Genomic DNA, 12,595 nt, shown 5'->3' on the forward strand with positions numbered 1-12,595 from the left:
GGGCCTAGTGCCCCGGTTTTTGTTTGTCGACGATAAGTTTTTTCAAGGAATTCTGCGATGCAGTTACAAGCGGGAATCTATCGTCATTACAAGGGGCCCGAGTACCGGGTATTCGGGGTCGCCCGACACTCGGAGACCGAGCAGCAGATGGTGGTCTACCAGGCGCTGTACGGCGATTACGGGTTGTGGGTGCGGCCGCTGGAGATGTTCCGCGAGGACGTGGTGGTCGAGGGTGAAACGGTTCCGCGTTTTGCCCTGATACGGGCCGAAACGCCGTCAATCGGCGTGGTCTGAGCCAATCTCGCGGCACGCCTGCGCTTGACCTCACCTTTAGCGCCACTATATATAGCGGTGCCGCGTCGGGCGCCTGGCGTCCTTCATTATTAAGCATTCAGGAATTTTCTGATCCATGGGTAAATCGCTGGTCATCGTGGAATCTCCGGCCAAGGCCAAGACCATCAACAAGTACTTGGGCAGCCAGTACGTGGTGAAGTCGAGCATCGGCCACATCCGTGACCTGCCTACCAGTGGCTCGGCGAGTGCCGCCAAAGAGCCGGCCAAACGTGGCAAGGCAGCGGCCGGCGAGGCGCCGGCGCTGTCGCCCAAAGAGAAGGCCAAGCGCCAGCTGTTTGCGCGCATGGGGGTCGACCCCGAACAGGGCTGGAAAGCCAAGTACGAAATTCTGCCGGGCAAGGAGAAGGTCGTCGAAGAACTGCGCCGCCTGGCCAAGGAAGCCGACACTATCTACCTCGCGACCGACTTGGATCGTGAGGGGGAAGCGATCGCCTGGCACCTGCGCGAGTCCATCGGCGGCGATGACAGCCGCTACAAGCGCGTGGTGTTCAACGAGATCACCAAGAAGGCGATCCAGGAAGCGTTTTCCCAGCCGGGCGAGCTCGACATCAATCGAGTCAACGCCCAGCAGGCACGGCGCTTTCTCGATCGCGTGGTCGGCTACATGGTTTCGCCGCTGTTGTGGGCGAAGATCGCTCGCGGCCTGTCCGCCGGTCGTGTGCAGTCGGTGGCGGTTAAGCTGGTGGTCGAGCGGGAGAAGGAGATCCGTGCCTTTGTCCCGGAAGAGTACTGGGAAGTGCACGCCGACCTCGGCACCGGCAAGGGTGCCACCGTGCGCTTCGAGGTGGCCCGCGAGAACGGCGCCGCCTTCAAGCCGTTGAACGAAGCGCAGGCCATGGCCGCCCTGGCGACGCTGAAAGCCTCCAGCTATAGCATCGCCAAGCGCGAAGACAAGCCCACCAGCAGCAAGCCATCGGCGCCGTTCATCACCTCCACCCTGCAGCAGGCCGCGAGCAACCGCCTGGGCTTCGGGGTGAAGAAGACCATGATGATGGCCCAGCGTCTCTATGAGGCCGGCTATATCACCTATATGCGTACCGACTCGACCAACCTCTCGGCGGATGCCGTGAGCATGGTGCGCGACTTCATCGAGAACGAGTACGGGCAGAAGTACCTGCCGGCCAAGGCCAACGTCTACAGCAGCAAGGAAGGCGCCCAGGAGGCGCACGAGGCGATTCGCCCCTCCGACGTCAACCTCAAACCGACCCAGTTGTCCGGTATGGAGCGCGACGCCGAGCGTCTCTACGAGCTGATCTGGCGTCAGTTCGTCGCCTGCCAGATGCCGCCGGCCGAGTACCTGTCGACCACGGTCACGGTGACCGCGGCCCAGTTCGAGCTGCGTGCCAAGGGCCGTATCCTCAAGTTCGACGGCTATACCCGCGCATTGCCGCAGCAGAGCAAACCGGGCGACGACGACGTGCTGCCGGAGATGAGCGAGGGCGAAGTGCTCAATCTACTCAAGCTCGACCCCAGCCAGCATTTCACCAAGCCGCCTGCGCGCTTCTCCGAGGCCAGCCTGGTCAAGGAGATGGAGAAGCGCGGTATCGGCCGGCCTTCGACCTACGCGGCGATCATCTCGACCATTCAGGATCGCGGCTACGTCGCCCTGCATAATCGCCGTTTCTATTCCGAGAAGATGGGCGAGATCGTCACCGAACGCCTGTCCGAGAGCTTCGCCAACCTGATGGACTACGGCTTTACCGCCGGCATGGAGGAGCACCTGGACGATGTCGCCCAGGGCGAGCGCGAGTGGAAGCACCTGCTCGACGAATTCTATGGCGATTTCAAGGGCAAGCTCGAGGTGGCCGAGGCCGGCGAGAACGGCATGCGTGCCAATCTGCCGACGCCGACCGACATCGCCTGCCGCGAATGCGGCCGGCCGATGATGATTCGTACCGCCTCCACCGGGGTATTCCTCGGCTGTTCCGGCTACAGCCTGCCGCCGAAGGAACGCTGCAAATCGACCATCAACCTGATCCCGGGGGACGAGATCGCCGCGGACGACGAGGGTGAGTCGGAGTCCCTGGTATTGCTGGGCAAGCACCGCTGTCAGAAATGCGGTACCGCCATGGATGCCTACCTGCTGGACGAGACGCGCAAGCTGCATGTGTGCGGCAACAACCCGGACTGCTCGGGCTATGAGGTCGAGCAGGGCCAATACCGCATCAAGGGTTACGAGGGGCCGAGCCTGGAGTGCGACAAGTGCGGCAGCCAGATGCAACTCAAGACCGGCCGTTTCGGCAAGTTCTTCGGCTGTACCAACAGCGAGTGCAAGAACACCCGCAAGCTGCTCAAGAGCGGTGAGCCGGCGCCGCCGAAGATGGACGCGGTGAAGATGCCGGAGCTCAAGTGCGAAAAGGTCAACGACACCTACGTGTTGCGTGACGGCGCATCCGGCCTGTTCCTCGCCGCCAGCCAGTTCCCGAAGAACCGCGAGACCCGTGCTCCGTTGGTGCTGGAGCTGCTGCCACACAAGGACGAGATCGATCCCAAGTATCACTTCCTCCTCGAAGCCCCCGCCAAGGATCCCGAGGGCCGCCCGGCGGTGATTCGCTACAGCCGCAAGACCAAGGAGCAGTACGTGCAGTCCGAGGTCGAGGGCAAGCCCAGCGGCTGGCGGGCGTTCTATGATGGCGGCAAGTGGAAGGTCGAAGACAAGCGCTGACCCCGCAGATCGCGCGCCCGTCCTGAGCGGGCGCGCGTATAGTGATTTGATCCGCAGAGGAGGGCGCTGCCATGGCCAATGAGCTCTATACCCGCACCAATCAGAAGATTTTCTATGCCGGCCTGGCGCTGGAGTCCTGGCGCAAGGCGGAAGAGGGGCGGGCGATGAACGCCCAAGGCCTGATCCAGGCCGAGCGCGAGGCCGCCCTGTTTCACCTGTACGGGGCGCTGCTCGGGTTGTGCCATGAGATAGCCGGCTATTACCGCTTGCCGGAACGCGACGCGCCGCGCGCCGAGCAGCTGTTGAGCAGGGCGGTGCTGGAGTCGGCACCGAGCCCCGAGTTGGCCGAGCTGGTCGAGTTGGCGCAGCACTCGGAAACCTGGCTGGCGCAGCTGTTGCAGGCCTACGCCGAGCTGTTTCTGCCGCCCCGGGAGGAAAAGAAGGCCAAGGCCGACGTGCTCACGCCTTTGATCGAGGCGGTCAGCCTGGATCAGGAGGTGACACCCGTGTCGCGGGAGACCTTGGAGGCGTGGCGGCAGCAACTAAAGGCGCTGGCGCAGCGTTTTCGCGAGTCGCTCACCGAGTGGTGACTCGGCTCTGGATGGGTGGACTAGGGTGAAGCCTGGTCGGCTGTTACAATGCCGGCCTTTCGTGGAGAGTCGAACCAATGCCTACATCCTTCCTGGAAATTGTCGAGTTGCCCGATGGGCGCATAGCCCTGCGTCGCGCGGAGGATGAGGAGGCGCTGGTGGTGCTGGATTTCTCTTCCGATGCCAAGGCCTTCCTGCAAGGCCAGCATATTGAAGTGGCCAAGGCCATGCTGAACGTCGGCGTGCAGATGGCGGGCCGTCTGGCCGAAGGCGACTTTCAACATGAGGAGCAGGCGCGCGTCCTGCATTGAGCGGGGTAGCGCCGGCTCGACGCGGATGTCGGCCGTCAGGTCGTTTCCGTTGGACTCATCAATCCCTTCCTGGCTGACCTGCCCCATGCGCGGTTTTGCGCGCCACTTCGTTGGCCTAGCCCAGGCTGATATTCAGACTCTGCGCCTGCCCCTGGCGTGCGGCTTGTTCCAGGCGTTGCCGAGCGGCGTGCTCGAGTGGGTGCAACCAGCTGATTACGGTATGACTGCGCCCCAGCCTCAATGCTTGCTCGGCCAATTGCAGGGCGCTCTGCCGCTCCCCCGGCTGCAGCAGCAGGATGCGCTCGCGGTTCAGGCCCGCATCGCGCAGCCAGCTGGCGGTCAGCGATGCGGGTGGTGCAATCAGGGTTAGCCAGCGTGCGTCACTGGTTTCGCTCAGCTCGCGGAGGACAGGGGCGAGCAGATTCAGGCAGTGCCCGGCAGCACCACGCAGAGACAGCTCGCTGAACGCCTCTGGCTCATCCAGCCAGGGCGACTGTGCGGCTTCGGTCATGAGCGCGGGTGCTGGCGAGGCCAGGAATGCATCGAACAGCGGCAGTTGCGTGCGGTTCAGCGGCTGCGGGGACTGCATAGATCCTCCTTTAGCGGCGAATGACGCCGACGCTCAGGCCTTCGATAACCAGATCCTGTTCTTCCAGATTCACCTCGATCGGCGCGAACTCGGGATTCTCGGCGAGCAACCAGACCTTGTTGCCGTCACGCTTGAAGCGTTTGACCGTCACCTCGTCATCGATGCGGGCCACCACCACTTGCCCGTTGCGCGCTTCCCGGGTGGTGTGCACGGCAAGCAGGTCGCCATCGAAGATGCCGATGTCCTTCATGCTCATGCCGCGCACGCGCAACAGGTAGTCGGCGCGGGGGTGGAAGAACTCCGGGTTGATACGGCAGGATTCTTCCACGTGCTGCTGCGCCAGAATCGGCGCGCCGGCAGCTACGCGGCCAATAACCGGCAGGCCTTCTTCCTCGTTGCTCGGTTCAAAGCCGGGAATGCGAATGCCGCGAGAGGCACCTGGAGTCATCTCAATGGCACCCTTGCGGGCCAGGGCCTTCAAGTGTTCTTCAGCTGCATTGGGGGACTTGAAGCCAAGCGCTTGGGCGATCTCTGCCCGTGTCGGTGGGTAGCCGTTATCTTCCAGGCACTGCTTGATGAAGGCGAGAATCTCTGTTTGACGCGGCGTGAGCTTAAGCATGGTTGGGCTCTGTTTTTATATACAGTGACTGGGATTATATACAGTGCGGAAGGCTTGGCAATCCACCTTTCTGCTTCCTGACCTGTTTTGCCCTTGTACTTTGTTGATGGCTGCGTGTTACTTGACTGGGTTTGTGCGCGTCTTGCTCTGCTGCACAAGCTCGCTACTGTGAAATTGTGACTGGTCGGCCGAAAGACGTCTGGCGCGGCTTGACAAGAAGTAGGGCTGAAACGTATGTTTCAAACAAGTGTTTGTCAGGTGTGAAGGTCATGGCTCAATCGGAAACCGTAGAACGTATCCTCGATGCTGCGGAGCAGCTGTTCGCGGAGAAGGGGTTCGCCGAGACTTCCCTGCGGTTGATCACCAGTAAGGCCGGGGTCAACCTGGCAGCGGTGAATTACCATTTCGGTTCGAAGAAGGCGCTGATCCAGGCGGTCTTCTCGCGCTTTCTCGGGCCGTTCTGCGCCAGTCTCGAGCGTGAACTCGACCGCCGTCAGGCCAAGCCTGAAGGTAAGGCCAGTCTCGAGGAGCTGCTCGAGTTGCTGGTCGAGCAGGCCCTGGCGGTGAAGCCGCGCAGTGGCAACGACCTGTCGATCTTCATGCGCCTGCTGGGCTTGGCCTTCAGTCAGAGCCAGGGCCACCTGCGCAAGTACCTGGAAGAAGTCTACGGCAAGGTTTTCCGGCGTTACATGCTGCTGGTGCATGAGGCGGCGCCACGCATACCGCCGCTGGAGCTGTTCTGGCGAGTGCACTTCATGTTGGGTGCCGCGGCGTTCAGCATGTCTGGGATCAAGGCCCTGCGGGCCATGGCCGAGACCGATTTCGGGGTCAATACCTCGATTGAGCAGGTGATGCGCCTGATGGTGCCGTTTCTGGCGGCGGGCATGCGGGCGGAGTCCGGTCTGGCCGATGAAGCGCTGGCGGCCGCCCAGCACAGGGCGCGGGTCAAGAGCTCGGTCGTCTCCGCCAAGGTGTAACGGTGAGCGGGTGGGCTTGGCGGGCATGATCCGCTAAGCTAGCCGCCCATGCGCGATCTCGACCTTCTGCATATTTCGCTTGCTGATCAGTGCCTGTACGGCTTCGTCGACGGGCAGTTGCTGCTGCGCCTGCCGGTTTCCACGGCGCTCAATGGTCCCGGTGAGCTCAATGGCTCCGGCTGTACGCCGCGGGGCTTGCACCAGGTGCGGGCGAAGATCGGTGAGGGGCTGCCGGTTGGCGCGGTGCTGCGCGGGCGGCGGTGGACCGGCGAGCAGTGGTCTGCCGAACTGGCCGCGCAGTTTCCCGAGCGGGACTGGATCCTTTCGCGGATTCTCTGGCTTAGCGGCTGCGAGCCGGGACGCAACCGGCTCGGCAACGTGGACACCTTTCGCCGCTACATCTACCTGCACGGTACCCCGGACACCGAGCCGATGGGGGAGCCGCGCTCCCATGGCTGCGTACGCCTGCGCAATGAAGATCTGATCGCCCTGTTCCCCCGTGTTCCCCTGAGGTGCGCAGTGCGCATCGAAGAAGCGTCCTGCCCGGGCTGGGCGGCGATGCCCCTCAATTAAGGATTTCGAGTGAGTTCAAGCATGCAAGGTTCGCTGATGCTGGATATCGACGGTACCTGGCTGACCGCCGAGGACCGCCAGTTGCTGAGGCAGCCGGAGGTGGGCGGGTTGATTCTGTTCGCACGCAATATCGAGGACCCGCGGCAGGTGCGCGAGCTGTGCGCGGCGATTCGCGCCGTGCGCCCCGAACTGCTGCTGGCCGTGGATCAGGAAGGTGGCCGTGTGCAGCGCCTGCGCAATGGTTTCGTGCGCCTGCCGGCCATGCGCGCGGTGGCGGACAATCAGAATGCCGAGGCGTTGGCCGAGTACTGCGGCTGGATCATGGCCACCGAGGTATTGGCGGCCGGTTTGGACCTGAGTTTCGCTCCGGTGCTGGACCTCGACCACCAGCGCAGCGCGGTGGTCGGCAGTCGCGCCTTCGAGGGCGATGCGCAGCGGGCGGCGGTGCTGGCCGGGGCCTTCATTCGCGGCATGGGCACGGCAGGAATGGCGGCCACCGGCAAGCATTTTCCCGGCCATGGTTGGGCCGAGGCCGACTCCCATGTGGCCATACCGGTGGACGAGCGCAGCCTAGAACAGATTCGCGCCAGCGACCTGCAGCCGTTTGTGCGGCTCAGCGGTGAGCTGGCCGCGGTGATGCCGGCCCACGTCATCTATTCCCAGGTCGACAGTCAGCCCGCGGGTTTCTCGCGTCGTTGGCTGCAGGAAATCCTGCGCGGCGAGCTGGGGTTCACCGGGGTGATCTTCAGCGATGACCTGTCCATGGCCGGCGCCCATGTGGCCGGCGACGCCGCCGGGCGCATCGAGGCGGCCCTCACGGCGGGTTGTGACATGGGCCTGGTGTGCAATGATCGTGCGGCGGCGGAGTTGGCCCTGAGTGCCTTGCAGCGCCTCAAGGTCAGCGTGCCGGCTGGCTTGGCCAAGATACGCCGGCGGGCCTTCCCGGGCGTCGAGTATCGACAGGACCCGCGTTGGCTGGATGCCATGACTGCCCTGCGCGCCGCCCAACTGATTGATTGAGGAACGTTTGATGACTGTTTACGCCATTATCGGTGGTACCGGCCTGACCCAGCTGGAGGGCCTGACCATCAATTCGGCCTTGAATCTCGAATCGCCCTACGGTCCGCCTTCGGCGCCGGTGCTGCGCGGCGACTACGCCGGGCGCGAGGTGCTGTTCCTCGCGCGGCACGGCCACCCGCACCGTATTCCGCCGCATCAGGTGAACTACCGCGCCAATCTCTGGGCGCTGAAGGAGGCCGGCGCCCAGGCGCTCATCGCGGTGAACGCCGTGGGCGGCATCCATGCGGCCATGGGCACCGGGCATTTCTGCGTACCGCACCAGATCATCGACTACACCTCGGGGCGCGCGCACACCTTCTACGAAGGCGAGCTGGAACATGTCACCCATGTCGACTTCAGCCACCCCTACGACGGGGCGTTGCGCGACAAGCTGTGTGCCGCCCTGGCGGCCGAAGGCTGCGCCTTCAGCGGCCATGGCGTCTATGGCTGTACCCAGGGGCCGCGACTGGAGACGGTGGCGGAGATCGCCCGGCTGGAGCGCGACGGCTGCGATATCGTCGGCATGACCGGGATGCCCGAGGCGGTGCTGGCGCGTGAGCTGTCGCTGCCTTATGCCTGTCTGTCGCTGGTGGTCAATCCGGCGGCCGGCAAGTCCACGGCCTTGATCACCATGGCGGAGATCGAGCGTGCGCTGGATGAGGGGATGGGCCAGGTCAAGGCGGTGCTGGCGCGCGTGCTGGCCGGGTAAACCGGCGACTGGATGAAATAAGGGCCGCATCGCGCGGCCCTTTTTCGTGGTATCGAGTTATAGCGGCTTGACGCGTATCAGCAGCCCCAGGCTGCCATGGTCCAGGTAGGTCAGTTCACCGCTCTTCAGGCGGCTGTCCTGCTTGAGGCGCTCGCTGCCCTGCAGCAGGCCGCTGGCGTCGAACTGGTTGACCCAGAGGTCGGCCTCGACGTCGATGAAGCGCGCCAGCCTGAGACTCAGGGTGCCCTCTACGGGAAAGTGACCGAACTGCTCGCCGCCGCTGCTCAGTGCCACGCGGCTGGGGGAGCCGGACAGGCTCTGCGACCAGGCCTTGTGCAGCAGCACCTGGTAGCCGTTGGCGGCGCTGAGCTTGGCGGCTTCGCTGTTCAGCGCGGTGCCGCGCTCGCTGCCCAGGTCAATGGAGGGAGCGCCCTGGGCCCAGTCGTCCGGCGCCGGCTGGCTGGCCGGGACCGGCTCGCCGGCCTGGCGGAAGACGATGACCTCGACCTGAAAAAGGCCGTCGGCGACAGCCGGCGTGGCGAGCAGCATGAGCAGGGTGAGCGGCAGCAGGGCCAGGGTGCGGAATGCGCGCATGGTTGAGTCCTTAAGCGGCGGGGATCAGGCGCTCGAAGAGCGCTTCCAGGGTATTGAATCGTTGCTCCGGGCGCTCCATCGGCACCTGGAACTTGAACAGGGTGGCACCTTCGAACTTGTAACGGTTGGGCTGGCTCTGGATCAGCTTGATCAGGGTCAGCGGATCGACACAGGTGTCGGCGGCGAACTCGACGCGCCCGCCCTGGGGGCCGGCATCGACCTTCTTGATGCCCAGGCGTTCGGCCTGCAGCTTCAGCAGGGTCAGGCGCACCAGGTTCTTGGTCGGCTCGGGGAGCAGGCCGAAACGGTCGATCATCTCCACCTGCAACTCCTTCAGGCCGTCCTCGTCGGTGGCCGAGGCGATGCGCTTGTAGAGAATCAGGCGCGCGTGCACATCCGGCAGGTAGTCCTCGGGGATCAGCGCCGGCAGGCGCAGGTTGATTTCCGGGCCGCCGCCCAGGGGCTGCTCGAGGTTCGGTTGCTCGCCCTTGCGGATCGCCTTCACTGCGCGCTCGAGCATTTCCATGTAGAGGGTGAAGCCGACGGCCTGGATCTGCCCGCTCTGGCCGTCGCCGAGCAGTTCACCGGCGCCGCGGATTTCCAGGTCGTGGGTGGCGAGGACGAACCCGGCGCCCAGGTCCTGGGCATTGGCGATGGCCTCCAGGCGCTTCTGCGCGTCGTCGGTGACCTGCTTGCGTGGCGGCGTCAGCAGGTAGGCGTAGGCCTGGTGGTGGCTACGGCCGACGCGGCCGCGCAACTGGTGCAGCTGGGCCAGGCCGAACTTGTCGGCGCGCTCGATGATGATGGTGTTGGCGCTCGGCACGTCGATGCCGGTCTCGATGATGGTCGAGGCGATCAGCACGTTGAAGCGCTTGTGATAGAAGTCGCTCATCACCTGCTCCAGGTCGCGCTCGCGCATCTGCCCGTGGCCGATGCCGATGCGCGCCTCCGGCACCAGGGCGGCCAGGTCGGCGGCGCACTTCTCGATGGTCTTCACGTCGTTGTGCAGGTAGTAGACCTGGCCGCCGCGCAGCAGCTCGCGCAGCAGGGCTTCCTTGACCACGCCGCTCTGCTGCTCCATGACGAAGGTGCGCACCGACAGGCGGCGTGCCGGCGGCGTGGCGATGATCGACAGGTCGCGCATGCCCGCCACGGCCATGTTCAGGGTGCGCGGAATCGGCGTGGCGGTCAGGGTGAGGATGTCCACCTCGCTGCGCAGGGCCTTGAGCTGCTCCTTCTGGCGCACGCCGAAACGGTGTTCCTCGTCGATGATCACCAGGCCCAGGTTGTTGAACTTGACGTCGTCCTGCAGCAGCTTGTGGGTGCCGATGACGATGTCCACCTTGCCCTCGGCCAGCTGCTGCATGGCCTCGCCGACCTCCTTGGCGCTCTTGAAGCGGCTCATCACCTCGACCTTGACCGGCCAGTCGGCAAAGCGGTCGCGGAAGCTGTTGTAGTGCTGCTGGGCGAGCAGGGTGGTGGGCACCAGCACGGCTACCTGGCGGCCGCTGTGCACGGCGATAAAGGCGGCGCGCATGGCCACCTCGGTCTTGCCGAAGCCGACGTCGCCGCAGACCAGGCGGTCCATCGGCTTGGCCGCCAGCATGTCCTCGCGCACCGCGTCGATGGCGGCCTGCTGGTCGGGGGTCTCCTCGAAGGGGAAGCCGGCGCTAAAGGTGGCGTAGTCGAGCTGCGGGTCGGCGAACGCATAGCCCTCGCGGGCGGCCCGCCGGGCGTAAATGTCGAGCAGCTCGGCGGCGACATCGCGCACCTGTTCGGCAGCCTTGCGCTTGGCCTTCTGCCAGGTTTCCGAGCCCAGGCGGTGCAGCGGCGCCAGGGCGTCGTCGCTGCCGGTGTAGCGGGCGATCAGGTGTAGGCTGGCCACCGGCACGTAGAGCTTGGCCTCCTCGGCGTACTGCAGGGCGAGGAATTCGGCGCTCTGGCCGTCGATTTCCAGGGTGATCAGGCCCTGGTAGCGGCCGACACCGTGGTCGATATGCACCACCGGCGCGCCTTCGCGCAGCTCGGTGAGGTTCTTGATCACATTGTCGCCGCCGTCGCGGGTCTTCTCGCGGCGGCGGCGCTGCATCACCCGCTGGCCGAACAGCGGGCTTTCGGCGATCAGCGCCAGTTCGTCGAGCAGCAGGCCCTCGTCGAGCGGCGCGATGCAGATGGCCAGGCGTTCGCCGCTGGCGCTGAACTCGTCCCAGCCCTCGACCTCCCGGGGCTTGAGCTTGAGGCGGGCGAGCAGTTCCAGCAGCACCTCGCGGCGCCCTGCCGATTCGGCGCAGAAGAGGATGCGCCCCGGGTGCGTCTCGATGAAGCGGCGCAGCGCGGCCAGCGGCTCGTTGGCCTTGGCCTCGATGGCCAGGTCCGGCAGGGGCTGGGCGTTGAAGCGCTGGCGGCCGACGCCCGGTTCGATGTCTTCCTGGCTGATCACCACCCGCGGCCAGTTCTTCAGGCGGGCGAAGCAGTCCTCCACCGGCAGGAAGATGTCGGCTGGCGGCAGCAGCGGGCGCTCGGGGTCGACGCGGCGCTCCTCGTAGCGACTGCGCGCGTCGGACCAGAAATGCTCGGCGGCCTTCTCCACCCCAGGCAGGGAAAACACCTGGGTGTCCGCGGGCAGGTAGTCGAACAGGGTTGCGGTTTCCTCGAAGAACAGCGGCAGGTAGTACTCGATGCCGGCCGGGGTGATGCCGGTGGCCAGGTCCTGATAGATCGGGCAGCGGCGGAAATCGACGTCGAAGCGTTCGCGAAAGCGCCCGCGGAAATCGGTGACGGCCTTCTTCTCCAGGGGGAACTCCCGCGCCGGCAGCAGCTTGATCGACTCGACCTTGTCGATCGAGCGCTGGGTCTCCGGATCGAAGGTGCGCAGGGTCTCGATCTCGTCGTCGAACAGGTCGATGCGGTAGGGCTGCTCGCTGCCCATCGGGAACAGGTCGATCAACGCGCCGCGCACGGCGAACTCGCCGTGCTCGTACACGGTGTCGACGCAGCGGTAGCCCGCTGCCTCCAGGCGCAGGCGCATCTCGTCGACGTCGAGCTTCTGGCCGACATCCAGTACCAGGCTGCTGCCTAGCAGGAAGCGGGTCGGTGCCAGGCGGTGTAGGGCGGTGGTGATCGGCACTACCAGCACGCCGTGCTTGAGCTCCGGCAGGCGGTAGAGCGCGGCGATACGCTGGGAAATGATGTCCTGGTGCGGCGAAAACAGATCGTAGGGCAGGGTTTCCCAGTCGGGGAAATGCAGCACCGGCAGCGACGGCGCGAAGAAGGCCAGCTCCTGCTCCAGGCGCTCGGCGCTCTGGCTGTCGGCGGTCAGTAGCAGGGTGAAGCGCTGGACGGCGCTGGCCGCCTCGGCAACGGCCAGGCTCAGGGCGGCGCCGGGCAGGTTGCCCCAGTGTTGTTTCCCGGCAGTGGCGGGCAGGGGCGGCAGGCGCAGTACGGACACGGTCGGTAAAGGCACGGGCGGCTCACGGTCGTGGTACAAGGCCGGCGATTGTAGCGGGCGAGGGCGCAAGCTGTCAGTTGCGACAGCTGCGCATTGCTCATGCATGC

At 65.1% G+C, this 12,595-nt stretch carries 12 protein-coding genes; 8 read left to right on the forward strand and 4 right to left on the reverse strand.

Annotation, left to right across the window (positions count from 1 at the left end; genetic code table 11):
- Positions 1-57: 57 nt before the first annotated feature.
- From LPB260_RS27820 to LPB260_RS27835, 4 genes are all read left to right on the forward strand, one after another.
- The gene (locus tag LPB260_RS27820; protein ID WP_208709229.1) at positions 58-294 is read left to right on the forward strand and encodes a DUF1653 domain-containing protein; all 237 of its coding nucleotides are present in this window, start codon (positions 58-60) and stop codon (positions 292-294) included.
- Between the two features lie 115 nt (positions 295-409).
- The gene (gene topA, locus LPB260_RS27825; RefSeq protein ID WP_208709231.1) at positions 410-3,019 is read left to right on the forward strand and encodes a type I DNA topoisomerase; all 2,610 of its coding nucleotides are present in this window, start codon (positions 410-412) and stop codon (positions 3,017-3,019) included.
- A 71-nt stretch (positions 3,020-3,090) separates the two neighbouring features.
- Positions 3,091-3,609 (forward strand): DUF6586 family protein, encoded by a 519-nt coding sequence (locus LPB260_RS27830; RefSeq protein WP_208709233.1) that lies wholly within the window; start codon positions 3,091-3,093, stop codon positions 3,607-3,609.
- 77 nt (positions 3,610-3,686) lie between these two features.
- Entirely contained in the window at positions 3,687-3,920 is a 234-nt protein-coding gene (locus LPB260_RS27835) for a hypothetical protein (RefSeq protein ID WP_208709235.1), read from the forward strand.
- A 115-nt stretch (positions 3,921-4,035) separates the two neighbouring features.
- On the opposite strand, the gene sulA is transcribed toward LPB260_RS27835, so the two are convergent.
- Positions 4,036-4,509 carry an SOS-induced cell division inhibitor SulA gene (sulA, locus tag LPB260_RS27840; protein WP_208709237.1) on the reverse strand — a complete coding sequence of 158 codons (474 nt, stop codon included), beginning with the start codon at positions 4,507-4,509 and terminating at the stop codon, positions 4,036-4,038.
- 10 nt (positions 4,510-4,519) lie between these two features.
- On the reverse strand, positions 4,520-5,128 hold the full coding sequence (gene lexA / locus LPB260_RS27845) for a transcriptional repressor LexA (RefSeq protein ID WP_208709239.1): 609 nt from the start codon (positions 5,126-5,128) through the stop codon (positions 4,520-4,522).
- A gap of 269 nt (positions 5,129-5,397) precedes the next feature.
- Between lexA and LPB260_RS27850 the strand changes: the two genes are divergently transcribed.
- The 4 genes from LPB260_RS27850 to LPB260_RS27865 are packed head-to-tail and all read left to right on the forward strand — an operon-like array spanning position 5,398 to position 8,446.
- The gene (locus LPB260_RS27850; RefSeq protein WP_208709242.1) at positions 5,398-6,105 is read left to right on the forward strand and encodes a TetR/AcrR family transcriptional regulator; all 708 of its coding nucleotides are present in this window, start codon (positions 5,398-5,400) and stop codon (positions 6,103-6,105) included.
- Positions 6,106-6,153: 48 nt separating this feature from the next.
- Positions 6,154-6,678 carry a L,D-transpeptidase gene (locus LPB260_RS27855; RefSeq protein ID WP_208709244.1) on the forward strand — a complete coding sequence of 175 codons (525 nt, stop codon included), beginning with the start codon at positions 6,154-6,156 and terminating at the stop codon, positions 6,676-6,678.
- 21 nt (positions 6,679-6,699) lie between these two features.
- Positions 6,700-7,698: a beta-N-acetylhexosaminidase gene (nagZ, locus tag LPB260_RS27860; protein ID WP_208709246.1), complete on the forward strand. Its 999-nt coding sequence runs from the start codon at positions 6,700-6,702 to the stop codon at positions 7,696-7,698.
- Between the two features lie 10 nt (positions 7,699-7,708).
- Complete coding sequence (locus LPB260_RS27865; RefSeq protein WP_208709248.1) at positions 7,709-8,446, forward strand: S-methyl-5'-thioinosine phosphorylase; 738 nt, start codon at positions 7,709-7,711, stop codon at positions 8,444-8,446.
- Between the two features lie 57 nt (positions 8,447-8,503).
- On the opposite strand, the gene LPB260_RS27870 is transcribed toward LPB260_RS27865, so the two are convergent.
- Complete coding sequence (locus LPB260_RS27870) at positions 8,504-9,040, reverse strand: CsiV family protein (protein ID WP_208709250.1); 537 nt, start codon at positions 9,038-9,040, stop codon at positions 8,504-8,506.
- Between the two features lie 10 nt (positions 9,041-9,050).
- On the reverse strand, positions 9,051-12,488 hold the full coding sequence (gene mfd, locus LPB260_RS27875; protein ID WP_208710200.1) for a transcription-repair coupling factor: 3,438 nt from the start codon (positions 12,486-12,488) through the stop codon (positions 9,051-9,053).
- Positions 12,489-12,595 lie beyond the last annotated feature (107 nt).

The sequence above is a fragment of the Pseudomonas sp. LPB0260 genome, assembly GCF_013388395.1.